Origin of the sequence: Umezawaea sp. NPDC059074 (genome assembly GCF_042738955.1) — a bacterium.
Classification (GTDB): Bacteria; Actinomycetota; Actinomycetes; order Mycobacteriales; family Pseudonocardiaceae; genus Umezawaea.
This window is the reverse complement of record NZ_JBHYHC010000059.1, coordinates 31,387-54,154: the sequence shown is the minus strand read 5'-3', so window position 1 is coordinate 54,154 and position 22,768 is coordinate 31,387. Positions and strand designations below refer to the sequence as shown.

Annotated in this window: 20 protein-coding genes; 4 read left to right on the top strand and 16 right to left on the bottom strand. The window is 72.5% G+C overall.

All coding sequences use genetic code 11. The features are described from left to right. Window positions 1–579 (top strand): substrate-binding domain-containing protein (locus ACFWW9_RS25530; RefSeq protein WP_390382835.1); only part of this gene is annotated, 579 nt, incomplete at its 5' end. Between the two features lie 9 nt (window positions 580–588). On the opposite strand, the gene ACFWW9_RS25525 is transcribed toward ACFWW9_RS25530, so the two are convergent. From ACFWW9_RS25525 to ACFWW9_RS25515, 3 genes are all read right to left on the bottom strand, one after another. Continuing rightward, complete coding sequence (locus ACFWW9_RS25525) at window positions 589–1,173, bottom strand: SDR family NAD(P)-dependent oxidoreductase (protein WP_390382831.1); 585 nt, start codon at window positions 1,171–1,173, stop codon at window positions 589–591. Between the two features lie 98 nt (window positions 1,174–1,271). After that, window positions 1,272–2,018, bottom strand: a complete 747-nt coding sequence (locus ACFWW9_RS25520) for a D-Ala-D-Ala carboxypeptidase family metallohydrolase (protein WP_390382828.1) — start codon at window positions 2,016–2,018, stop codon at window positions 1,272–1,274. Between the two features lie 134 nt (window positions 2,019–2,152). Further along, window positions 2,153–4,918, bottom strand: coding sequence for a BTAD domain-containing putative transcriptional regulator (locus ACFWW9_RS25515; RefSeq protein ID WP_390382825.1), 2,766 nt, complete (start codon window positions 4,916–4,918; stop codon window positions 2,153–2,155). A 142-nt stretch (window positions 4,919–5,060) separates the two neighbouring features. Between ACFWW9_RS25515 and ACFWW9_RS25510 the strand changes: the two genes are divergently transcribed. Continuing rightward, the gene (locus tag ACFWW9_RS25510) at window positions 5,061–6,569 is read left to right on the top strand and encodes a hypothetical protein (protein ID WP_390382822.1); all 1,509 of its coding nucleotides are present in this window, start codon (window positions 5,061–5,063) and stop codon (window positions 6,567–6,569) included. Window positions 6,570–6,611: 42 nt separating this feature from the next. Here the strand turns inward: ACFWW9_RS25510 and ACFWW9_RS25505 are convergent, their stop codons facing one another. From ACFWW9_RS25505 to ACFWW9_RS25495, 3 genes are all read right to left on the bottom strand, one after another. After that, window positions 6,612–11,549 carry a DUF5005 domain-containing protein gene (locus tag ACFWW9_RS25505; RefSeq protein ID WP_390382819.1) on the bottom strand — a complete coding sequence of 1,646 codons (4,938 nt, stop codon included), beginning with the start codon at window positions 11,547–11,549 and terminating at the stop codon, window positions 6,612–6,614. An 88-nt stretch (window positions 11,550–11,637) separates the two neighbouring features. Beyond that, a complete protein-coding gene (locus tag ACFWW9_RS25500) occupies window positions 11,638–12,726 on the bottom strand; it encodes a glycosyltransferase family 4 protein (RefSeq protein ID WP_390382816.1) in 1,089 nt (362 codons plus the stop codon). A 30-nt stretch (window positions 12,727–12,756) separates the two neighbouring features. Continuing rightward, entirely contained in the window at window positions 12,757–13,311 is a 555-nt protein-coding gene (locus ACFWW9_RS25495) for a TetR family transcriptional regulator C-terminal domain-containing protein (protein WP_390382813.1), read from the bottom strand. 2 nt (window positions 13,312–13,313) lie between these two features. On the opposite strand from ACFWW9_RS25495, the gene ACFWW9_RS25490 reads away from it, so the two are divergent. After that, a complete protein-coding gene (locus tag ACFWW9_RS25490) occupies window positions 13,314–13,670 on the top strand; it encodes an SDR family NAD(P)-dependent oxidoreductase (protein ID WP_390382811.1) in 357 nt (118 codons plus the stop codon). 49 nt (window positions 13,671–13,719) lie between these two features. On the opposite strand, the gene ACFWW9_RS25485 is transcribed toward ACFWW9_RS25490, so the two are convergent. The 3 genes from ACFWW9_RS25485 to ACFWW9_RS25475 form a co-directional block, all read right to left on the bottom strand. Then, window positions 13,720–15,297 (bottom strand): PQQ-binding-like beta-propeller repeat protein, encoded by a 1,578-nt coding sequence (locus ACFWW9_RS25485; protein WP_390382808.1) that lies wholly within the window; start codon window positions 15,295–15,297, stop codon window positions 13,720–13,722. Window positions 15,298–15,526: 229 nt separating this feature from the next. After that, a complete protein-coding gene (locus ACFWW9_RS25480; protein WP_390382806.1) occupies window positions 15,527–16,123 on the bottom strand; it encodes a DinB family protein in 597 nt (198 codons plus the stop codon). A gap of 42 nt (window positions 16,124–16,165) precedes the next feature. Continuing rightward, complete coding sequence (locus ACFWW9_RS25475) at window positions 16,166–16,726, bottom strand: TetR/AcrR family transcriptional regulator (RefSeq protein WP_390382803.1); 561 nt, start codon at window positions 16,724–16,726, stop codon at window positions 16,166–16,168. A gap of 104 nt (window positions 16,727–16,830) precedes the next feature. Here ACFWW9_RS25475 and ACFWW9_RS25470 point away from each other — a divergent pair, with 104 nt between their 5' ends. Then, entirely contained in the window at window positions 16,831–17,985 is a 1,155-nt protein-coding gene (locus ACFWW9_RS25470) for an epoxide hydrolase family protein (RefSeq protein ID WP_390382800.1), read from the top strand. Here ACFWW9_RS25470 and ACFWW9_RS25465 read toward each other — a convergent pair. The 7 genes from ACFWW9_RS25465 to ACFWW9_RS25435 all read right to left on the bottom strand — a co-directional run bounded on the left by ACFWW9_RS25465 (window position 17,965) and on the right by ACFWW9_RS25435 (window position 22,632). Next, entirely contained in the window at window positions 17,965–18,192 is a 228-nt protein-coding gene (locus ACFWW9_RS25465; protein WP_390382798.1) for a hypothetical protein, read from the bottom strand. The two genes, ACFWW9_RS25470 and ACFWW9_RS25465, sit on opposite strands and share 21 nt — an antisense overlap. A 242-nt stretch (window positions 18,193–18,434) precedes the next feature. Further along, window positions 18,435–19,460, bottom strand: a complete 1,026-nt coding sequence (locus ACFWW9_RS25460) for an alpha/beta hydrolase family protein (protein WP_390382796.1) — start codon at window positions 19,458–19,460, stop codon at window positions 18,435–18,437. Next, window positions 19,457–19,807, bottom strand: a complete 351-nt coding sequence (locus ACFWW9_RS25455) for a hypothetical protein (RefSeq protein ID WP_390382793.1) — start codon at window positions 19,805–19,807, stop codon at window positions 19,457–19,459. Before ACFWW9_RS25455 ends, ACFWW9_RS25460 begins: the two co-directional genes overlap by 4 nt. Before the next feature lie 14 nt (window positions 19,808–19,821). Beyond that, a complete protein-coding gene (locus tag ACFWW9_RS25450) occupies window positions 19,822–20,322 on the bottom strand; it encodes a TetR/AcrR family transcriptional regulator (RefSeq protein WP_390382790.1) in 501 nt (166 codons plus the stop codon). A gap of 63 nt (window positions 20,323–20,385) precedes the next feature. Beyond that, window positions 20,386–21,609, bottom strand: a complete 1,224-nt coding sequence (locus tag ACFWW9_RS25445; RefSeq protein ID WP_390382787.1) for an RNA polymerase sigma factor — start codon at window positions 21,607–21,609, stop codon at window positions 20,386–20,388. Between the two features lie 29 nt (window positions 21,610–21,638). Continuing rightward, window positions 21,639–22,004: a YciI family protein gene (locus ACFWW9_RS25440; protein ID WP_390382784.1), complete on the bottom strand. Its 366-nt coding sequence runs from the start codon at window positions 22,002–22,004 to the stop codon at window positions 21,639–21,641. 22 nt (window positions 22,005–22,026) lie between these two features. Next, complete coding sequence (locus tag ACFWW9_RS25435) at window positions 22,027–22,632, bottom strand: DUF998 domain-containing protein (protein ID WP_390382782.1); 606 nt, start codon at window positions 22,630–22,632, stop codon at window positions 22,027–22,029. Window positions 22,633–22,768: the final 136 nt, after the last annotated feature.

Genomic DNA, 22,768 nt, shown 5'->3' with positions numbered 1-22,768 from the left:
CGGTGCGACCGCGTGGTGTCGATGGGGCCGTCCGCTCCCGGCCTCCCGTTCGTGGACATGGAGAACGCCGAGGGCGCGTACGCGGCGGTCGCGCACCTGCACCGGACCGGCCGCCGTCGCATCGCCGCGCTGCACGGCCAGGAGGGCAACCCGTGCGCGGAGGCCCGGCGCGAGGGCTACCGGCGCGCGGTGCGCGACCTCGGCCTGCCGGACCTGTCCCGGATCGGCAAGTTCCGCCGCGAGGCCGGGTACGACCTCACCCAGAGCCTGCTGGCCGAGGAACCCGGCATCGACGCGATCTTCGCCGCCACCGACGCGATGGCGTCCGGCGCGATGCAGGCGTTGGCCGACCTCGGCGTGAAGGTGCCCCAGGACGTGGCGGTCGTGGGGTTCGACGACAGCGTGATCGCCACCTGCACCGCGCCGCCGATGTCCACGGTCCGCCAGCCGGTCGAGCAGATGGCCGCCGCGGCCACGCGCGCCCTCGTGCACCGGCAGATCGCGCCGCACTGGCGCTGCGTCTTCCCGGCCGAACTCCAGGTGCGCGCGAGTTCCGCGGGCGTGACGGCGGCCCGCTGACCGGTCGGATCAGCGGGGCGGCGGCAGCGCGAGGGGGCCGTCGTCGGACTCCAGGACCAGCGCGCCGTCGGACCACGCGGTGCGGAAGGCGTCCGGTCCCACGACCGTGACGCGGACGCCGAACGGGGCGACCTCGGTCGCCAGCGACAGCATGATGCCCACCAGCGCGAACTTGCTGCCGTGGTAGGACGGCGTCGCGTCGGAGGTCACGACCACGACCGTCCCGCCGCGCCTGCTCCGCATGCCGGGCAGGACCGCCTTCACGACCGCGACCGTGCCGAAGACGTCGATGTCGCGCCGCCTGCGCAGGTCATCCACAGTGGACTCGCCGTGGTCCATGCCCGCCACGAGGACGTCGATCGGCGCGATGTCGTCCTCGATGGACCGGACCGCGGGCTCGATCCCGGTGGCCGACCCGATGTCCACCACCCGCGCGAACGCGAGCCCCGGCCGTGACGCCTCGAACTCCGCGGCCTGCTCGGCCCCGCGGACGAACCCGACCACCCGGTGACCGGACTCCCAGGCCCGCTCGGCGAACGCCCGACCGGACCCACCGCCCAGCCCGGCGACCAGGAAGGTCTTGCTCCCCGTCACGGACCCACCTCCGAACCCTCGGCGACTGACCCGAACCCTAACCAGGTGCCCGCCTCGGGTCGGCGGGGCGGGCGTGGGCCCGCCCCGCCGAGGCGTCGTCAGATGCCGCAGTTGGGCGCCGACCAGAGCTGACCGGACCGCAGGGCGGTGTGGACGTGGTCGTTGTGGTCGGGGTAGCCGGGCCCGAGGATCTCGGTGAAGCCGTGGTTGCGGGCCTGCTTGGCGATCGCGCAGAAGCCCTGGACGCCCGCGCCGAGGTCGGCCGCGTCGCCGTACATGTGCCTGCTGGTCGCCGAACCGCCGACCGCGCTGTTGCACGACACGCTGCGGAACCCGCCGTTCACCGTGAGCGGGCGGTCGCCGAGCGCGTGCCGCAGCGCCTCGAGCTTCCACATGGTGACCAGCGCGTTGGCCTTGGCCTGCGTGGCCGACACCTTGCCGCCGGACCAGTCGGAGTTGCAGCGGTTCAGCTCGCCGTAGGTGAAGTGGACGGGCGTGCAGTCGTCGTCCTGGAGCGCGTAGACCTTGGCGAACGTGGCCGGACCGGCGACCCCGTCGGCGGCGAGGCCGTAGGCCTGCTGGAACCGGACGACCGCGGCCTTGGTGGCCGCGCCGAACTGGCCGTCCAGCCCGACCACCGCGCCGTAGCCGGGATAGCCGGAGACGCGGATCTGGAGCTGGCGCACGTCCTCGCCGCTCGCGCCCTGCGCCAGCGACCGGCTCCACGTGTAGCAGCCGTCCGAGGCGTGGACGTCGGCCGACGTCACGGGTCCGGGGTCGGCGGCCGCCGTCCCGGTGAGGGTCAGGAGGCCCGCGACGAGCACGAGCAGGATCCTTCGCACCATGGGGAGCACCTTTCGAGGCAGGGGGTGACCTCCCGGAGGGTGTCGGAGGGCCGCGATCCGGTCAACGAATCACCAACACGACACTTCGGTCGTAGCTCGCCCACCGGCCGGCCCCGTCCGTCCCGTGGGACGGATCACCGAGGGGGTTCGGCGGTCCTGTCGAGACCGGCCAGCCGCAGATCCACGCGTTCGGCGTCGACGTGCCGGTCCTGGTCCCGGTACAGCGCCGCGGCCTCCCGCCAGGCGACGCGGGCGCGGTCGTGCTCGCCGAGGGCGGCGTGCGAGTCGCCCACGCGGTCGAGGGTCTCCGCGACGTAGTAGGCGTTGCCCTGGGCGCGGTACCGGTCCACGGCCTGGTGGTAGTGGTCGACGGCCCGCCGGTGGTCGCCGACGCCCTGGGCGATGTACCCGAGGCTGTCCAGCGCCGCCGCCTCGCCCGCGGGGTTGGCGTGGTGCCGGTGCAGGACGAGTGCCGTGGAGCAGTGCTCGCGGGCGGTGTCGAACTCGCCGAGGCGCGCGGCGTACCAGCCCGCCGCGCTGAGCGCGTCGGCTTCCCACGCGGGCTGGTCGAGCGCGTGGTAGAGGTCGAGCGCGTGCCGGGCGTGCTCCAGTGCCCGCCGGTCGTCGCCCTGTTGGTCCCACGCGAACGCGAGCGAGCGGTGGGTGTGCGCCTGTTCGGTGGCGTCCCGGTGGCGCACGGCCAGGCCGAGCGCCCGGTCCAGGTGGGCGGCGGCCTCCTCGTGCCGTCCGAGCCGGGAGCAGGCGCGGCCGAGGAGCCGGTGGGTGCGGCTGAGGGTGGCGGGGTCTGGCAGGTGCTCGGCCGCCTCCAGCGCCGCCCGCCACGCGGTGAGCGCGTCGTGCCGGTGACCCCGCCAGAGGTGGAAGGTGTCCAACGTCCACGCGAGGTGCCACACCGCGTGGTGGCGGCCGAGCGCGGCGGCGGTCCGCTGGGCGGCGAGGAGGGTCGCGTGCTCGGCCTCCAGCCAGGCCGTCGCGGCCGCGGCGTCGGGCAGCGGGAGCGGGTGGACGCCGGGGGCGGCGGGGTCGACCGGCATGAGCGGGCGGTGGGGGTCCATCAGGCGGTCGGCGGCGCGGGCGGTGTGCAGGTGGAAGTCCACCACCCGGACCAGTGCCGCGGCCCGCTCGGCGGTGGGCAGGTCGTGGGCCGTGGTCGTGGCGTAGTCGCGCACCAGGTCGTGCATCGCGAACCGGCCGCCGGGCCGCCGTTCGAGCAGCGACGCCCGTTCCAGCGCCGACAGGGTCGCGCGGGCGCGGGCCGGGGGCAGGTCGGCGAGGGCCGCTGTGGCGGGCGGCGTCGTGTCCGCGCCGGGGGCGATGCCCAGCAGCCCGAACACGGTCCGCTGCGCGTCGGTGAGGTAGCGCAGCGACCACGAGAGCACCGCGGGCAGGCTGGCGGCGGGATCGGTGTCGTGGTCGAACATCTCCAGGCCCAGCTCGCGCAGTTCCGCCGCGATCTCGGCCAAGGGGACGCCGGGGCGGGTGGTGGCGGTGCGGGCGGTGATCGACAACGCCAGCGGGTAGCCCCCGCACGACTCGACCAGCTCGTCGACCGCGGCGGGCTCGGCGGCGACGCGGTCCGCGCCGAGGCGCGCGGCCAGCAGCGCCCGCGACTCCTGCCGCGTGAGCACGTCCAGCCGCAGGTGGCGGGCGCCGTGGCGCTGGATCAGCGACGCGAGTTCGTGGCGGCCGGTCACCAGCACGACGCAGGTCGGGCCGCCCGGCAGCAGCGGCACGACCTGCTCGGAGGTGGCCGCGTTGTCCAGCACGACGAGGATCCGCCGTCCCGCGACCAGGCTCCGGTACAGCGCGGCGCGCCCGTCCAGGTCGGTGGGCACGTCGTCCGAGGACACGCCCAGCGCGCCGAGGAACCCGAACAGGGCCGCGTCGGGCGCGAGGGGCTGTTCGGTCGGGCTGAAGCCGCGCAGGTCCACGAACAGCTGCCCGTCGGGGAACCGCCGGGCGTGCCGGTGCGCCCACGCCAGCGCCAGCCAGGTCTTGCCGATGCCGCCCGCGCCGCCGATCGCCGAGATCACGACCGTGCCCGAAGCGGCCTCGGTCAACGACTGGTCCAACCGGGCCAGCTCGCCGCCGCGGCCGGTGAACCACCGAGGTGGCGCGGGCAGTTGCCGGGGTGCCGCGGTCACCGGGGGTGGAGCCGGATCGGCGTCGAGCACGCGCTGGTGCGCGTCCCGCAGCGCGGGGCCGGGGTCGGTGCCCAACTGGTCGACCAGCTCCTCGCGCACCCGGCGGTAGTGGGCCAGTGCGTCGGCGGTGCGCCCGGCGCGGTGCAGGGCCAGCACGAGCTGGGCCGCCACGCGCTCGTCCAGCGGCCGGTCGGCCGCGCGGGCCGACAGCGCCGCCACGAGGTCCTCGCCGTGCCCCAGCCGCAGCCGCGCGTCGGTCAGGTCGCACTCGGCGTCCCGACGTCGCTGGTGCAGCCGATCGCGCTCGGCCGCGGCCCAGTCGCCGTCGACCCCGGTCAACGCCTCGCCCTGCCACTCCCCCAACGCCTGCTCCAGCAGCGCGACGCGCTGCCCGTCGTCGGGGGCGGCCCGCGCGCGGGCGCGCAGTTCGTCGAACCGGTGCAGGTCCACCAGCGACGGCGCGCACCCCAGCGCGTACCCGCCGGGCGAGCGCGTCACAGGCGTGTCGGCACCGGCCAGGAGAACACGTAGGCGGGAGAGGTAGTTCACCAGGGTCGCCCTGGCGTGCCGAGGCGGGTCCTCGCCCCAGACGCGGTCGACCAGCCGGTCCACGGGCACCACGCGGCCCGCGTCCACCGCCAGCGCGGCCAGCACGCACCGCTGCCGCGCGGGCCCCGTATCGAGCGGCCCGTCGCCGTCGATGGCCGCCACCGGCCCCAGTAGGCGAAACCTCACGCCGCTCCTCCCCCCGCGACGAGTTCCTGCGCGGCCGTTCCTACCCGTTCCGGCCTGCGGTTGGGGGAAAACACGGGGATTTCGCACGAATGGCGGCCCACCGTGGCGGCGGATGGTCCGGCACGACCGAAGGAGGGTGTCCATGACGAACGGAACACAGGTGGCCCGGAGAGTGGTGACCGCGCTCTTGGGGACGGTGCTGGTCGCGGGTTTCCAGACCGTGCCCGGCGCGACCGCCGCCGCGAACACGAGCGACGTGTCGTCCTGGCTCATGCGGCAGCTGCTCGCGCTGCAACCGGGCACGGAGAACGGCGGCATCTACGCGAACAAGCCCGGCTACCACAACACCCGCGCGGGCAACAGCTCCAGCGACTACTCCGTGCGGGACGCGGAGGACCAGGGCGGTCCGGCCAACCTGGCCGCGGCCTACGACTGGACGTTCCCGGACGCCAAGAACGGCCGCTACGGCACCATCGCCCGGTACTCCGCCCGGCTGCTGGCGTCGGGCCAGGACCCGAACGACCCGCGGTTGGACGGCTGGCGCGAGTTCTTCGGCCAGACCGACGACGACACGACCGTCGAGGGGTGGGACTTCCGCTACCGCCGGTCGGCCACCTCGGACTCCAGCCACCTCTGGCACATCCACCTCAGCGAGGACCGGGACAAGGTCACCAGCTACGACAACAAGGTCGCCCTGCTCAGCGTGCTCAAGGGGGAGACGGTGAACCAGTGGCGCGGCACCCAGCTGCTGACGTCGACCAGCACCGGCGGCCTGGTCCACACGATGAGGTTGCGCAACGGCCAGTGGACCGGTTTCGGGGACGTGGAGGCCGCGACCGGCGCGGTCTTCACGCCGGTCGACACGGCGTCGGCGATGGTCGCGGGTGAGCAGCACGCCCTGGTCGTCGGCAACGACGGCGAACTCTGGCACGCGATCCGGCGGGTCGACGGGCCGTGGACGCCGTTCGGCAACGTGGAGGACTTCGCGGGCGAGGTCGGCACGATCACCAGGGTGGCCGCGTCCGAGGTCGGGGGCTCGCTGCACGTCGTCGTCGTGAGCGACGCCAACGAGATCCACCACTCCGTCCGGACGCCGGACGGGGCGTGGACTCCCCTGCGCAGCGTGGAGTCCTTCGCGGGCGACCTGTCGGACCTGACGGACGTGGCGGCGGCCGGGTTCCTCAACGGGGAACTCCAGGTGGCCGTGTCGACCGGGCCCGGACGGCTGATGCACACGCTGCGGCGCACCGACGGCAACTGGACGCCGTGGGGCGACGTGGAGGCGTTCGCGGGCAATCCCGGAGGCGTGCTGTCGGTGAGCGCGACCGAGGTCAACGGGATCTTCCACCTCGTCGCGAACTACGGCTTCGCGGGCGTACGCCACGCCACCCGGTTGCCGGACGGCAACTGGACGCCGTTGCTGAAGATCGACGACTACACCGGCGGCAGCACGGGACTCGCGCTGGACGTCGCCGCGGCGGGGTTCACCACCGGGGAGCTCCAGGTCGTGGCCCTGTCGGTGAGCGGAGCGGTCTGGCACGCCGCGCGCTACCCCGACGGCCGGTGGTCCGCGTGGGGCGACGTGCGCGGCTACGCCGGGAACCCCGGCCTCGCCACGAGGGTCAGCCTCGCGGGCGGGTGGCGGTCCTGAGTCAGGGTGCTCCCCGGTCGCACGACCCGGGAGCACCCCGGTTCACCCGAAGTAGCCGCAGCCGCTGGTGCCGGGCCAGGGGCCGAGGTAGTGGCCCCACCAGAGGTTCGCGTCGATCTCGAACTGGTTGTCCACCCCGTCCGATCCCTCCAGCCAGTACAGGAAGCCGAACGTCGCGAACGAGGGGAACCCGCCTTCCTGCAAGGTGTGCACGCCCTCGTGCCGCACCACGTCCATCCCCCGCGACCGGGACAGGAACCAGCCGTTGTCCGCGGAGCGGAGCAGCGCCAACCGCTGGTACGCCTCGCACTTCACGAGGTTGTTCATGTTGGCCTTGGTGCCGGGGTAGAACAGGAAGTCGCCGTACGTGACCGGCCGCCCGTTGTAGCCCCAGCCGAAGCACACGTTCTGCCGGAGCCCGACGCTGCACCCGAGGCCGCTGAGCAGGATCCGCGAGGCCGCGAACGCGTTCGCGCCGTTGACCGAGTTCAGCCCCACGCCGCGGAACGTGCCGGTCCAGACGTTGGACACCGCGGTGGAGGTGCCCGTGGACCACGTCGAGCCCGTCATGTTGGTCGCGACCACCCGGAACTCCCAGACCACGCCGACCGGGTACTGGTCGAAGGTCGCGCTCGTGCCGGAGGCGTACTGGGTGCGCCAGACCCCTTCGGCGTCCGACAGGTTGCGGTACTCCACCCGGTAGCTCACGCCCGGCGAGGGGCTGGGCGACCACGTGAGGCCGATCCGGCTGGAGTTCGGGTCCGGGGTGGGCGAGGGCGTGCCCGGCGCGGACGGCAACGGCGGCATGGGTTTCACCGTGACCACGTTCGTCGCGACCGTCTGGCCCGCGGCGTTGGCGGCGGTCACCTTGAACGAGTAGGTGAAGCCGTTCCACAGGTTCGAGACGGTGACCGGGCTGTTGCCCGCCGGCTGCGCGTAGAAGTACCACTCGCTGTGGCCCTGCGGCTGGAAGTAGATCCAGTACCAGGCCGCCCCCACCGGGTTGTTCCGGTCCCACGTCAGCGTCGCCTGCCCGTCGCCTGCCCGGACCTGGAGGCCCGACGGGGCCGCGGGCAGCGGCAGGAACGGCTTCGCCGTGACCACGTTGGACGGTGCGCTCTGCCCTCCGAGGTTCGCCGCGGTCACCCGGAAGTCGTAGGTGAACCCGTTCATCAGCCCGGTCGCGGTGTACGACGTGCCGTTGACGGGGTGGTTGACGAAGTACCACTCGCTGTGGCCCTGGGGCCGGAAGTAGACCCAGTAGTAGACCGATCCGGTCGGGCTCGCGTTCCAGCTCAGCGACACCTGGCCGTTGCCCGCCGTGGCGCGGAGGTTCGACGGCGCGGCGGGCGCGGGAGGCACCGGCGTCGCCGAGACCACGTTCGAGGGCCCGCTCTCCCCCGCGACGTTCCCGGAGATCACCCGGAACTCGTAGCGGTGACCGTTGGCCAACGACCGCACGGTGAACGCCCATGCCTGCACCGGCGACGGCAGGCGCTGGAATCCGCCCTGGTTCGCCGTGACGTCCCGGTACTCGACCCAGAAGTACGTGGCCTGGTCGACCGCGTTCCAGCCGAGCCCGACCTCCCCGTTGCCCGCGATGGCGGTGAGCTGCGCCGTCGCCGGGACCGGGGGCAGCGGCCGTGCGGAGGCCACGGCCGTGGTCCGGCTGTCACCGGCCCAGTTCGTGGCGGCGATCTTGACCTCGTACGTGTGACCGTTGGTCAACGGCGACACGGTGAAGCTCGTGCCGTTGACCGGCAGTTCGAGGCGCGTGAACCGCTCGCCCGCGGTCGCGTCCCGGTAGTAGACCCAGTAGTAGACGTCCGCCGTCGGGCTCGCCGTCCAGTTCAGCACCACCCGGCCGTTGCCGGGGGACGCCGTCAGGTTCGTCGGCGGCGCGGGCAACCCGCCGTGGGAGGTCACCTGCACGGTGTTCGACGCCGGACCGAGCCCCGCGATGTTCTCCGCACGCACCTGGAACGCGTAGACGTGGCCGTCCTGGAGACCGTCCCAGCTCGCGACCGTCTTGTCGGTGAAGAACCCCGACCTGGTGAAGGCCGTCTCGCCCGCGGTGACGTCCCGGCGGTAGAGCCAGTAGTACAGGTTCGGCCCGGCCGAGTCCCAGCTCAGGTCGATCGACCCGTCGCCAGCGGCCGACCCGGTGAGGTTCGTCGGCGCACCGGGCGCGGCGACCTGCGAGGTCGCCCGCACGAGCGCGGAGTCCGGCCCGTCGCCCGCGAGGTTCGTCGCGGCGACCTTGAACTCGTACAGGTGCCCGTTCGCCAGCAGCCCCACGGTGTTCTTCGGCTCGGTTGCCGGGAACGGCAGCTTGGTGAGGGCCCCGCCCGCGGTGACGTCCCGGTAGTAGACCCAGTAGTAGACGTTCGGCAGCGCGGTCCAGGCGAGGTCGATGTCGCCGGTCGGCCGTGGGGTCGCGGTCAGGCCGGTGACCACCGCGGGCAAGGGCGGCAACGGTTTCGCGGACACGACGGCGCTCGCCGGGCCCTCACCGCCCGCCGCGGTCGCGCTGACCTTGAACTCGTAGGTGTGCCCGTTGGCCAGCAGGCCCGCGGTGAACGCGGTGCCGTCGGTGATCGGGTATTCGAGCTTGGTGAACGTGGTGTCCCCGGCCGTGACGTCCCGCTGGTAGATCCAGTACCAGGCGTCCGGCACGCCGGTCCAGGACAGCGCGACCGTGCCGTCCCCCGGCGTCGCGGTCAGGGCGGTCGGGGCCGCCGGAGAGGCGTAGTGCGCGGTCGCGCGGACCGCGGCGCTCGCCGGTCCCTCGCCACCGGAGTTGATGGCGGTGACCTTGAACTCGTACGCGTGGTCGTTGAGCAGCAGGCCCGCGGTGAAGGACGTGCCGTCGGTGATGGGGTACTGGAGCTTGGTGAACGCGGCCTCCCCCGCCGTCACGTCCCGCTGGTACACCCAGTACCAGAGGCCTTCACCGGGGGCGGTCCACGTCAGCTTCAGGCCGCCGTCCCCCTGCGCTGCCACGGCGAGCCCGGTCGGCGCGGCGGGCAGGTCGTAGCGCGCGAGCGCGCTGACCACCGCCGACGCCGGGGACTCCACGCCAGCCCTGCCGACCGCGGTCACCTTGAACTCGTAGGTGTGCGCGTTGATCAGCCATCCGGCGGTGAACGTGGTGCCGTCGGTGATCGGGTACTGGAGCTTGGTGAAACCGGACTCCCCGGCCGTGACGTCCCGCTGGTAGATCCAGTACCAGAGGCCCTGGCCGGGCGCGGTCCACGTCAGCTTCGCCCCGCCGTCGCCCTGCGCCACGGCGGTCAGCCCGGTCGGCGCGGTCGGCGGCGCGACCACGACGGTCGCGGTGACCACTGTGGACGGTGCACCCAGCCCGCCGCCGCTCCGCGCGGACACCCGGAACTCGTAGGTGTGCCCGTTCACCAGGCCGGTCACGGTGGCGGACGTGCCCGACGCGTTCGGCGACTGCGCCTCGGCGAACTCGGTCTCCCCCGTCGTGACGTCCCGGCGTTCCACCAGGTACTGGACGTTGCCCGCGACGGCGTCCCACGTCAGGGCCACGTCGCCGTCGGTGCCGGGCGTCGCCCGCAAGTTCGTCGGCGCGGGCGGCGGGGCCACGTGCGCGACCGTGGTCACGGTCGTGGAGAACTGGCCCTCGCCCGCCGAGTTGGCCGCTGACACCCGGTACTCGTAGGTGTGGCCGTCCTTCAGGCCCCCGATCGGCTGGGACGTCGTGGTCGCCGCCTTGGGCACGCGGGTGAAGTGCGTCTGCCCGGCCGTCACGTCCCGCTGGTAGACCCAGTACGAGAGCCCGGAACCGCTGGGAGCGGTCCACGTCAGCTTCCCGGTGCCGCCGGTGTCCGTGGTGACGGCCAGGCCCGTCGGCTTCGCGGGCACGGCCGCCGGGTCGGGCACGGCGGGCGGCCACGTGAGGTCGACGAACCGCGGCCGGTAGATCCGCGCGTCGAGGTAGTTGTCGTCGTTGTTGAGCGTGTTGTTGTTGTAGGACAGCAACAACGTGCCGGGCGTCGCCTGCTCCTGGTGCACCTGCGCGTCGTACGGCGTCTGCCAGCCACCGCTCGCCTCCGACTCGGGCGCCTGGTGCAGGTAGACCGGCCCGGCGAACGGCCCGGCGGGGCTGCTCGCGGTGTAGGCGACGATCCACGGGCTGAACGGCGTGTTGCCGTCCTGGGTGACCGCCACGAACTGGCCGCCGACGCGGACGACCGAGAACTCCGTGCCACCACCGGAGAACAGCCGCGCGGACTGCGTGTCCTGGGCCGACCACGCCGACCCGGTCCAGAACTCCCACGCGCCCGCCAGGTTCCCGGTGGGGACGCGGGCGAGGTGCGCGAACTTGTACCCGGCCGTGTCCTCGGTGCCGTACACGTAGTCGTAGCCGCCGTCGGTCACGATCGCCGAACCCCAGCCGACCTTCGCGTCCAACGCCAGATCGGTGACCGAGGAGACGGTGAGCCCCGGCAGCGCGTACGTCACGACCGCCGTGCCGATCCGGACGAAGCCCAGCGGACCGCCGTCGGCCGTCTTGCGGTACTTGCCGTAGAACGCCTTGAGCGCGCCACCCTGCACGACGGCCGAGGACACCCAGTAGAACTCGTCGGCGTTCGCCGCGTTCACCAGCGAGGAAGGGGCGTTCGCCGTTCCCCCGTGCACGGTCTGCACGAGCTGCCCACCCTGCTGCACCACGATGGAGTTGTGCAGGAACGGCGTGTTCCGGGGCCGCGAGTGGTCGGCGGCGACCGTGCCGAGGAAGGTGTCGGAGAACAGCCACGCCACCCGACCGTCCGGCAACGCCACGGACACCGTGCTGTCCCCACCGGTCCAGTGCCCGCCTTGGTCGCCGTAGGCGTTCCACTGGGTGTTCAGCCGAGCCGCGGGCCCGTCCACGGCGACCGCGGACGGCGGCAACGCCACGACCAGTCCGAACAGCAACACCAGTGGCAGCAGCAGAACCAGGCGCTTCGTCATCGTTCTCCCCCGGATGCCCGCGAAGACCGCAGTGGAGCACGACGACCTTGCACGGAGCCGGCACAGCGCCGAAAATGCGCCGAACGGCCTACCGGGCGGACATCAGCGCCGCGAGGAACCGATCCGTCGACTTCTCCCAATCCATACCCGCGGCCGTGGCCAACCCAGAACGCACCAACCGCTCCCGAAGTCCCTGATCCCGCAGCAACCGCACCACCGCCGACGCCATGCCTTCGGCATCCCCGACCTCCACCAGCAACGAGTTCTCCTCGTGCGCGCAGAAGTCCTCCGCGCCCCCGTTGCGCGTGACGACGACCGCGGTCCCGCACGCCATGGCCTCGGCCACCGGAAACCCCCACCCCTCCTCCACGGAGGAACACAGGTGCACCGCACTGGCCCGATAAGCGGCCCCAGCCTGCTCAGGCCCGTTGCCCGCACGGGAATACCCCACCCACTCAGGCAGGAAGCCCGGCCGCTTCTCCGTGCCAAACGCGTTGACCCGCAACTCGGGAACCACGTCCCGCACCCGTTCCAAAGCCGCGACCGCAACCACGGATCCCTTCTGCGGCCCAGTCCCCACCAGCAGACTCACACTCGCACCACGCTCCCCATCCGGCACCGGCGGCCGGTAAGCACCGTGGTCCAACCCGTTCTGCACCACGGTCACGTTCGCGCGAGGCACCCCCACCTTCTCCAACACCCCAGCGAGGTAGTGGGACACCACCACCTTCGCCACCCCCAACCGCAACACCTCATCCACCCGCTTGGGCTCCGCAACCCCCCAAATCTCGTACCCCTGCACCAGGTGCACCCCTCGTCCCTGCCGCGCGGACAACTGCGGCAACAGCAGCGCCGTAGTCCAGTAGGTAGCAACGGTCACGTCCGCCTCCGGCAACGACCGCGCTTCAAGCTTCCCCACCATGGTCATCCGAACAGCGTCATCAACCACCATCCACCGCAACCACCGGTGCAACCCACCGGGAACCCGACTGTGCCACCGATCCCGCACAACCTCACGCAGGTGCGCAACCGGCCGCCCCCACCCCTCGTACCACTGCTCGTGCACAACGGTCACCTGGTGCCCACGCGCAACAAGCCGATTCGCGTACTCGTAAACCACCCGAAACCCACCACTGGGCACCCTGGAGAACACGGGCAGCACAAACGTGATCCGCATCCCCGCAGTCTCCCAGGCCGATTTTCGCCCTTAAGCCAGCGAGTGAACGTGGGCGAGCACGGCGTCGAGGACTGCCTCCAGCGGGGCTGCCTGGCGGAGGGTCTGGGCGAGCAGGGTGCCGCCCTCGACGGCGGCCAGGAGTGCCATCGAGAGGGCCTCTGGGTCGGCTTCGGGGCGGAGGTCGCCGCGGGTGCGCATGGCTGTCAGGCCCGCAGTGATCGGTTCCCGCCAGCGCAGGAACGCGGCGGCGATGTCCTCGCGCAGGGCGGGGCTGGAGTCGGCCAGTTCCGACGCCAGCGAGCCGACGGGGCAGCCGCGGATGTACTGGCGTTCCATCCGCATGGCCACGACGTGGTCGCGCCACGCGTACAGGGCCTCGAAGTTGTCCAGCCTGTCCAGCAGTGGGCGCTGGCCCTCGATCAGGGTCTCCGCCTGGTACTCGATGACCGCCCGCACCAGCGACTGCTTGTCGCCGAAGTAGTACCCGACCTTCGCCGCGCTGACCTTCGCCGCGCGCTTCACGTCGTCGATGCTCGTCGCGGCGGCGCCGTGCTCGAACATCAGGTCGGCCGCGATCTTGAGCACCCGTGACCGCCGATCTGTCAGGCAGGACCGCACTGGTCACTGGCTCCACCAGCGGCATCGGCCGTGCCACCGCGCGGCTGCTCGCCTCGCTCGGAGCCCACGTCATCGTCTCGGGGCGCAACGCCGACCGCGGCGGCGAGACCGTCGACGACATCCGGGCGGCGGGCGGCAAGGCCGACTTCGTCGCCGCCGACCTGAACGACCTCGACTCGCTCGGCGTGCTGGCCGAGCGGGCGACCGAGATCGGCGGCCAGGTCGACATCCTGGTGAACAACGCCGGGATCTACCCGTTCGGCGCCAGCAGCGACGCCACGGCGGAGGACTTCGACTCGGTCGACGGCGGTGTGGGAACCCTCTGACCTCGTGCCTCCCGCCACCCCAAGCGTTCGGGGCGGCGGGAGGTCCCGCCTACGAGGTCGGGAAGCCGACCACCGCGAGGTCGGTGGCCCTGGCCACGACGACCGCGCCGGGTGCGGGGACGAGTGCGGTCGTGCCGCCGCCGAGCAGGCCGCCGATCCCCGACTCCGACTCGGGACGGTCCAGGGGCGCGGTGGAGGCCGGGCCGCCTGCCAGGGGTTGCCAGACCAGGGAGGCGGTGTCCTTGGCGCCGCACACCCGCAGGTAGGTCGACGTGGTGGTGGCGTCCGCGATGCGGCTGGGGCACGTCGTCAGGTCGAGCGGGGTGGTCTTGCCGCTGCTCGGGTCGACCGCCTCGCTCCGGGTCGGCTGGGCGTTGGCCTGGAGTTCCAGCACCGGGATCGGGCCGGTGTCGAGGCGCGGGAACAGGCCGCCGTCGACGGAGGTCAGCAGCTCGCCGGTGTCGGCCCGCAGCAGGACGTCCTCGGAGGTGGTGGCCCTCGGGGAACTCAGCCGCACCGACACGACCCCGCCGTCCGGTGACGCGGCCAGCATGAAGCGCGGGACCTCGTCGGACGAGATCGCCGGATCCAGGCCGAGGGTGCGTTCCCAGCGCTGCCGACCGGTGCGCTGGTCCAACGCGACCACGCCGATCCGGTCCGGGCATTCGAACGGCGCGAGCGCCACGTCCCGGCCGCTCGCGGGCAGCGCGAAGTCCGACCGGCAGCCCGCGGGCGCGGACCACGTCCACACCTGCTCGCCGGTGCGCAGATCCGTTGCGGTGGTGACGAAGTCGTCGCCACGGCGTTCGCGCAACGGCAGCACGTCGGCCGTCGGTACCAGACCGTCCACATCGGACAGCAGCGCGTCGACCACCTGCTCGTGCACCACCGCGCCGGTCACCGCGTCCAGCACCACCAGCAGGTTCGACTCGGTGTCGTGCGGCCCGCCCGGCGCGAGCGCCACCAGCACCAGCCCACCACCGGGCGTGGCGACCAGGTCGCGGACGTGCGTGCCCCGGCGCAGGTAACTCCACCGCGCGGCCCCGGTGCGCCCGTCCAGCGCGGTCACCTCACCGCCGACCGTGGCCACCACGACCCCGGCCCCCGCCGCCACCACGGCCCGCGGCTCCGACGGAGCCTTCCACTGCCACCGTTCCCCCGTGGGCTTGCCCGTGACGGCGGCGGGCGTGACCTGCTCGGCCGTCACCGACTCCGTCCGCGATCCCGGCACGACCACCGCTCCGGCGACCGCACCACCCGCGACCACGACCACCACCGCCGCGGCGAGCACCGGCCCCACAGCCGCACGGCCGAGAACGGCCAGCAAGCCCGTCACCACAGCAACGACCGCACCCACCGCCAACACGGGCGTGCCACTACCCGGCGCACCACTGACCACGTCCCCCACGAGCCAGACGACCGCGAACCCGGCGGCCACCCCAGCGACGACCACCCCGAGCACCCGGCCGACCCGCGCCCCCGCGAACGACAACACCGCCGCGACCACCAGCCCACCCGCCACCAGCGCGACACCCACGTCGGGCCGGTCCGGCCGAATCGCCCCACCAGGCAGGAACACCGCCACCACACCGCACAACGCACCCAAAACCGCGACCACACGCCACATCGACGGCTCCTCCAGCGTCGTCCGAACACCCGACGTTCCGATTCCCGGCGACGATACGACAGCAACCCCCGCCACCCGACCGACATCGAGGTGAACGTCCAGGTCACGTGGTCACAGCAGCGGCCGTCGACGATCTTCAGCGTGGCCCCGTGCACGTGACTGCCGAGCGGTAGCCGATGTCCACCAGTTCGTCCGGAGAGCCGCAGACCTCTTACCGCGGTGGGTCCGACTACTTCGTGGTGCCTGCCGCGCGGGCGATTCGTTCCAGTTTCTCGCGGTACTCCGCCCACGCGTCCGCGGCCAGGTCCGGCAGGTTCGTCGCGTCGGCTCGCAGGCCGATCGCGCCGTCGAGGAGTTCGCGGACGATGTCCGCGTGGCCTGCGTGGCGGTTGAGCTCGGCGATCACGTGCACCAGGATCCGGTGCAGCGTCGTCACGCGGCGGTCCGGCGGCCACCACGGGACCTCGCCCGTCGTGTCCAGCGGGGTCGACTCGATGGTCTCGTCGGCGAACGCCCACACTCGGCGGTAGAGGCCCGCGATGTCTTCACGCGTCTCGTCCTCGGTGGCCCAGAAGTCGGCGCTGGGGTCGTCGTCCATGGTGTCGTACCAGGGCAGCGGCTCCGGGAACTTCCGGCCGAACGTGTCGCCGAAGTAGCCGATCTCGACGCCCGCCATGTGCTTGACGAGGCCGAGCAGGTTGGTGCCCGTCGGTGTCAGCGGTCGCCGCACGTCGTACTCGGAGAGGCCGTCGAGCTTCCACAGCAGCGCGTCGCGCGCCGCTTGGAGGTACCGCCGCAGGTCAGCCTTGGGATCCGAGTCCGTCACGCGAGGAAGCTACCAACCAGCCCACGACCGCGCGCCCGCGGATCAGTGCCGCTCGTCCACGAGCGCGGTCGCGCGTGTCTCGGGGACCCCCAGCATCAGCAGGCTCGTGATCGTCGCGGCTCGGGCCCCGTTCGGCAGGTCGTTGTCCGCGATGGCGAACACGACGCCGTACGCGACCTGGCTCAGCACGCCCGCGGGCAGGTGCTTCGCGAACGCGTCGCCGTCCTGGCCCCGTTCCACGAGGTCGGCGAGGAGTGCGTCGACCGGGCCGAGCAGGCCGTGGATCGCCTCGCCGTACTCGCCGCGGCGCAACGCCAGCAGCACCCGGTACCGGTGCGCCACCGGCCACACGCGGGCGATGAACTCGACCCACGCCGCGTCCGCCTCCGCGCCCGTGGCGTTGACGTCGGTGAGCACGGCGGTCATCTCGGCGACGGCCCGTTCCGTGAGCGTCCGGATCAGGTCGAGGCGAGAGGGGAAGTGGCCGTAGACCGTGCGGCGAACGACGGCGGCAGCGGTGGCGATGTCGCCCATCCCGGCGTCGGGGTTCTCCCCCAGCACGTCGAGGGCGACGTCGAGGATGCGGTCGCGCGTCTCGTTCATCGAGCGCAGGCGAGAGGACTCCGTGGGCACGACGCCATTGTTGCACACCCGTGTGCAATGAAGTACGTTGCACACCAGTGTGCAACGAAGCCAAGGAGAAGCCCATGACCGCACCGACATCGACCCTCATCCGCCCGTTCACCGTCTCGATCCCGGACTCGGAGATCGAGGACCTGAAGCAGCGACTGGCCCGAACGCGCTGGCCGGACCCGGAAACGGTGAACGACTGGTCGCAAGGGGTCCGCGTGGAGAACGCCAAGGCCCTGGTCCACCACTGGGAGCACGACTACGACTGGCGGCGCTTCGAGGCGGAGCTCAACAGCCACCCCCAGTTCCTGACCGAGATCGACGGGCTCGACATCCACTTCCTCCACGTCAGGTCCAAGAACCCCGACGCGATGCCGCTGCTGCTCACGCACGGATGGCCGGGCTCGATCGTCGAGTTCCTGAAGCTGATCGGCCCGCTGACCGATCCGGTGTCGTTCGGAGGCGACGCCGCCGACTCGTTCGACGTCGTCATCCCGTCGCTCCCCGGCTTCGGGTTCTCCCAGAAGCCCACGGCGACCGGGTGGACCGTTCCACGCATCGCCACCGCGTGGGCGGAGCTGATGAAGCGCCTCGGCTACTCGCGGTGGGCCGCGCAAGGCGGCGACTGGGGCTCCGTCGTCACCACCGCCCTCGGGGCCATGCGACCCGAAGGGCTGCTGGGAATCCACCTCAACACCCAGTACGCCTTCCCCGAGCGGATCCCCGAGACCCTGTCGCCCGAACAGCGCCACGCCGTGGAGACCCTCGCCCTCTACACCGGCGAACTCGGCGGGTCGAACCACCTCCAGGGCACGAAACCGGAGACCGTCGGCTTCGCGCTGGCGGACTCCCCCGCCGGTCAGGCGGCCTGGATCTACGAGAAGTTCCAGTCCAAGACCGACAACCAGGGGCTCGCCGAGGACGTGCTCAGCGTGGACGACATGCTCGACGCGATCTCCCTCTACTGGTTCACCAACAGCGCGGCGTCGTCCGGCCGCATCTACTGGGAGAACAGGTCGGGCACCCTCGCGGGACCGAAGCTGACGCTGCCGGTCGCGGTGACCGTCTTCCCCGGCGACATCCCGCTCCTGCCCCGGAGCTGGATCGAGGACACCTACAGCGACCTGATCCACTACGGCGAAGCCGAGAAGGGCGGGCACTTCGCCGCCCTGGAACAGCCGGAGATCCTCGTCGGCGAGATTCGCGCCGGTCTACGCGCCCTTCGTTCCTGACGCCGATGCCGAGCTGACTCCCACCTCACCGGCGACGAGCTGGACCTCCCGCGCCCGGTCGGCGCGTTCGCCGTCCGAACCCGACCAGGCCCCGGCCAGCACCAGGGCGATCAGGGCGAAGGCGGCCGCCGCCCACCACGCCCACTCCACCGCGTCGATCACGGCCACCACCGCGTTGGTCGACGCGGCCAATCCCAGCGCCAGCATCGAACACCTGAACACCGCGTTCGCGCCGTCGGCACTCGCGTCCTGTCCCTCCACCGCTCACCCCAGTTTCGTCACAGCCTGTATCGGACGAAGGGGCGAACCGGTTACACGCAGCGAGAACACCAGGCCCGTGGAACACCGAAGCGCCGGACCCGTGGAGGGAGTTCCGGCGCTACTCAGGTTGTCGGCAGCCGGAGCCGCCACCTTGACCGATTCCGGCCCGGTTCACCTGATCGGCGCATTCACCAGTGCCCGGCGAACCGGTGCAGGGCGTCGAGCACGGCCGGGGCGAGGGTGGTCGGGTGGTCGGTGTCGTGGAGCAGGTGCCCCACTCCGGGCAACGGCACCCGACCCGGCCCACCGACGTGGGCGCGGTGCAGCGCGGTGGTGAGGGCGTCCGTGGTGGCGCACGGGACCTGGGGGTCGTCCGTGCCGCAGGTCAGCAGCACCCTGGTGCCCCGGCGCAGGTCCGCGGCGGCGGTCGGCGGGTAGACGGCGTCGCTGCTGAGCACGAAACGGCTGCTCGGTCCTTCGAAGGCCTCGAACAGCCTGGCGACGGCGGGTGGCAGGGCGGTGGTGTCGACCGGGCGGCGTTCGCGCAGGGCGGTGACGGCGGCGTCGACCGCCGTGTCGATGGACCGCTGCTGGTCCGGGGTGAGCAGGCCCTGGCGGGTCGCCTCGGCGACCTGGGCGTGCAGTTGCAGCGCGACCAGGTCCAGCAGGCGGATCGCCTGCGGTTGCAGCAGGGCCACGCCGGTCGGGCGCGGGTGGGCGGTGCCGCCGAGCAGCAACGCGGTCATCGCGCCCTCGCTGTGGCCGACGACCACGAGCGCGTTCGGGTTGGTCTCCGGCTGGTCGCGCAACGACTCGTAGGCGGCCGTGGCCTGCCGGACGAACGCCGGGTAGTCGAGCGCTTCCGGGTGGTCGCGGTAGGCGCCGAGCCCGGTCTTGCCGGTGCCGTACTTGTCGAACCGGAGTGTGGCGACCCGGTCGGCGTCGAGCGCGCCCGCCAGCAGCGCCAGGGTGTTCTGGGCGGCGGGCGGCTGGCTGCCGTCGCGGTCGGTGGGTCCGCTGCCGGGCAGCAGCAGCGCGGCGCGCAACCGTTGCCCGGCACGGTGTTCGGGGACGTGCAGGGTGCCGTACGTCGCCGTTCCGTCGACGGTGAAGACGACCTCACGATCGGCGGCGGGCACGAGACGGGGTGCCGCCTCGGCCGGGGTCGCGACGGCCAACGCCATCACGAGCGCGGCGGTCCAGGGGGCCGTCACCGGAGGGCGTTCTCGACCAGCGCGACGGTCGCGCGGGGGTCCTCGACCTGCACGACCAGGCGGGAGTAGCGCTCGTCGGCGAGTTCGATCACGACGGCCTTCGACGGGTCCTTGACGTCCCAGAAGACCTTCTCGCCGTCGAGGTGGAACGTGCCCGCCGTGATCACGCCGGGCACGTGCGAGCCCGGCGCCCGGATCCCCTTGGGTTCGGCGGAGATGCCGGGATCCTCGGTCGCGCCGCGGACGTTGGCCAGCGGGATGGTCAGGCTGCTCTTGAGGGCCCAGAGCTTGTCGAGACCCTCCATCACGACGACGAGGTCCTCGCCGTCGATGTGGACCAGTGCCATGTCGGTGCTTCCTTTCAGTCGAGGGGATCGAGGCGGCGGGTCAGCGCGTCACCGACGCCGTCGGGGTTGCCGCGCAGGCGAATGCCGAGTGCGGCGGCGGTGAGGGCGGCGGCCAGTTCGGTGGGGATGCCGAGCGCGTCGGCGATCGCCTGGTCGACGGCGGCCAACGCGGCGGACACCACCTCGGCCACCTCCTCGTCGGCGGGCGCCCGTTCGACCGCCGCGAGCAGCAGCAGGCCGAGGTCGGCCGAGGTGACCAGCCCTAGCACGGCCGCGGCGTCCGGCACCGCGGCGAGCGCGTCGACCAGGGGTTGGACGTCGTCGACGACGTGGCGGCGCAGGGCGATCAGGTAGAGGCCGCGCTTGCTGCCGAACGTCTTGTAGAGGCTGTTGCGGTGCACCCCGAGGTGGGTGACGAGGTCGTCGACGGACACCCCGTCGTACGCGCGCCCGCCGAACAACCCGACGGCGGCACGCACCACCTCGTCCTCGTCGAACGTCCTCCGCCTGCCCATGCCACGACGATAGACTTTTGAGGAACGATCAGTCAAGAACGATCGTTCCTCAAAAGCGGCCCGTCAGCCCAACGCCGCTGCCCGCCCTTCGAACAGGGCCCGCTCCCCCGCGTTGCGGGTCATCGCCGCGGCTCGGCGGAACTCGTCGCCCGCCTCGGCCGACCGTCCCAGGCGGGCCAGCAGGTCGCCGCGCACGGCGGGGAGCAGCGGGTAGTTCGGCAGGTCGAGGGCGTCCACGATCGCGAGCGCGGGTTCGGGGCCGTGGGCGTGGCTGACGGCGACCGCGCGGTTGAGGTCCACCACCGGGGACGGGGAGACGTGGGACAGCACCTCGTAGAGCGTGGCGATCCGGTCCCAGTCGGTGTCCTCGGCGCGGGCCGCGCGGGCGTGGCAGGCGGCGATGGACGCCTGGAGCGCGTAGGGCCCGAACGTGCCCTCGGCCCGTGCGAGCGCGGCCAGGCCGCGGCGGACCAGCAGGCGGTCCCAGCGCGACCGGTCCTGGTCCTGGAGCAGCACCGGGTGGCCCGCCTGATCGGTGCGGGCAGGTAGTCGGGACGCCTGCAACTCCATCAACGCCACCAAGCCGTGGACCTCGGGCTCGTGCGGTGCGAGCGTGGCCAGCACGCGGCCGAGCCGCAGGGCCTCCTGGCAGAGCGACGGCCTCGTCCAGTCGTCGCCCGCCGTGGCCGCGTAGCCCTCGTTGAAGATCAGGTAGACGACCTCCAGCACGGACGCCAACCGCTGGGCGGCCTCGGCGGGAGGCGGCAGCTCGATCGGGATCCGCTTCTCCGCCAACGTGCGCTTGGCCCTCGTGATCCGCTGCCCGACGGCGGCCTCGGACGCCAGGTAGGCGCGGGCGATCTCGGCGACGGTGAGGCCGCCGAGCAGCCGCAGGGTGAGCGCGACCCGCGACTCCGTCGGCAGGGCGGGGTGGCAGGTGGTGAAGACGAGCCGCAGCAGGTCGTCGCCCACGTAGTCGTCGACCTCGGCGGCCAGGTCGGGGTCCACGTGCTCCGGGGTCGCCCGGCCGATCTCGGCCAGCTTCTCCTGGTACCGGGTGCGCCTGCGCAGCGCGTCGACGGCGCGGTGCTTGGCCGTGGCCATCAGCCACGAGCCGGGGTGGTCGGGCACGCCCGCGCTCGGCCACTGCTCCAACGCGATGACCAGCGTGTCCTGCGCGAGTTCCTCGGCCAGCCCGACGTCGCCGACCAGCCGCGCCAGGCCCGCCACGATCCGGGCGGACTCGATCCGCCAGACCGCCTCCACCGCGCGGCGAGGATCCGTCATGACCACCGATCCTCGCACGCGGGTGGCCGTCAGGCCGGGAAGTCCTCCGGGCCGAACACCTTCAGCACCTCGACGTCGCCCTCCCAGCCGTCCCACAGGTCGCGGTGCAGCTTCAGGAACCGCGAGGCCCACTCGACCGCCTCCTCCTTCGACCGGACCTCGTAGACGGCGTAGCTGATCGTCTCCTTGGCCTCGGCGAACGGCCCGTCGGTGACGCTCAGCTCGCCGCCCGCCAGGCTCACGCGCGCGCCCGTGGCGCTCGGGGCCAGGCCCGCGGTGTCCAGCAGGGCGCCCGCGGCGGTGGCGTCCGCGCCCAGCTTCATGATCGCCTCCATCAGGCCGGGCGGCGGCGGGGTGGTGGGGTGGACGGCCTTGAGCAGAGTCAGGTAGCGCATGGTCGGAAACCCTTTCGGTTGATCAGACTCGGACGGAGACGACGGCGAGCCACGCCCAGGACAGGACGATCGCCGCGCAGAAGGCGAGCACGGTCGGTCCGTGCGAGCCGCTCGCGATGCCCGCGAACGCGGCCGTGAACGCGACGGCGGTGCCGCGGGAGAACCAGGCCATCCCGGCCCGCCCGGCGCGCGCGAACCGGGCCGCCAGCACGAGGCAGGCGGCGACGAGGCAGACGAACCCGAGCGCTCCGACCACGAGGTGGAGCATGCCGTGCCAGCTCACCGGTGTCGTCTCGGGCGCGCCGACGGGGAACCCCGCGACCGGGTCGGCGTGGAACACTCCGGCCGCGACCAGGCTGACGCCGTAGCCGGCGATCAGCGTGGGCGCGGCTCCCCCGACCTCCTGCCGCAGTCCGACGGCCGCCGCCACGACGAGCAGGCCCGTGACGACGAAGTTCGCGGTCTGGATCCAGCCGAGGTCGCCGTTGGCCAGCAGGCTCCAGGCGTGCCGGGACAGGTCGAAGCCGTCACGGGTCAGCGCTTGGGCGAGCGAGGTGACGACGTAGAGCGGGCCCGCGAGGACGCCGCAGACGAGCAGCGGGCGGGTGCGGGTGAGCGTGGTGGTCATCGCGCGTACTCCTTCGTTCGAGGCCTTCACTCACTGCCTCGAACGAAGCGGCGCGGATCCGACACGGCCGCCGAAAAAACTTTCCACCGGGGTGCCGGGGGCGCGGTGGCACCGCGTCCCCCGCCGCGGATAAGGA

Coding starts and splice junctions, on each gene's coding strand:
- ACFWW9_RS25520 (WP_390382828.1), bottom strand. CDS start 2,018: ATGGTGCGAAGGATCCTGCTCGTGCTCGTCGCGGGCCTCCTGACCCTC.
- ACFWW9_RS25510 (WP_390382822.1), top strand. CDS start 5,061: ATGACGAACGGAACACAGGTGGCCCGGAGAGTGGTGACCGCGCTCTTG.
- ACFWW9_RS25505 (WP_390382819.1), bottom strand. CDS start 11,549: ATGACGAAGCGCCTGGTTCTGCTGCTGCCACTGGTGTTGCTGTTCGGA.
- ACFWW9_RS25500 (WP_390382816.1), bottom strand. CDS start 12,726: ATGCGGATCACGTTTGTGCTGCCCGTGTTCTCCAGGGTGCCCAGTGGT.
- ACFWW9_RS25485 (WP_390382808.1), bottom strand. CDS start 15,297: ATGTGGCGTGTGGTCGCGGTTTTGGGTGCGTTGTGCGGTGTGGTGGCG.
- ACFWW9_RS25475 (WP_390382803.1), bottom strand. CDS start 16,726: ATGAACGAGACGCGCGACCGCATCCTCGACGTCGCCCTCGACGTGCTG.
- ACFWW9_RS25470 (WP_390382800.1), top strand. CDS start 16,831: ATGACCGCACCGACATCGACCCTCATCCGCCCGTTCACCGTCTCGATC.
- ACFWW9_RS25465 (WP_390382798.1), bottom strand. CDS start 18,192: ATGCTGGCGCTGGGATTGGCCGCGTCGACCAACGCGGTGGTGGCCGTG.
- ACFWW9_RS25455 (WP_390382793.1), bottom strand. CDS start 19,807: ATGGCACTGGTCCACATCGACGGCGAGGACCTCGTCGTCGTGATGGAG.
- ACFWW9_RS25450 (WP_390382790.1), bottom strand. CDS start 20,322: ATGGGCAGGCGGAGGACGTTCGACGAGGACGAGGTGGTGCGTGCCGCC.
- ACFWW9_RS25445 (WP_390382787.1), bottom strand. CDS start 21,609: ATGACGGATCCTCGCCGCGCGGTGGAGGCGGTCTGGCGGATCGAGTCC.
- ACFWW9_RS25440 (WP_390382784.1), bottom strand. CDS start 22,004: ATGCGCTACCTGACTCTGCTCAAGGCCGTCCACCCCACCACCCCGCCG.
- ACFWW9_RS25435 (WP_390382782.1), bottom strand. CDS start 22,632: ATGACCACCACGCTCACCCGCACCCGCCCGCTGCTCGTCTGCGGCGTC.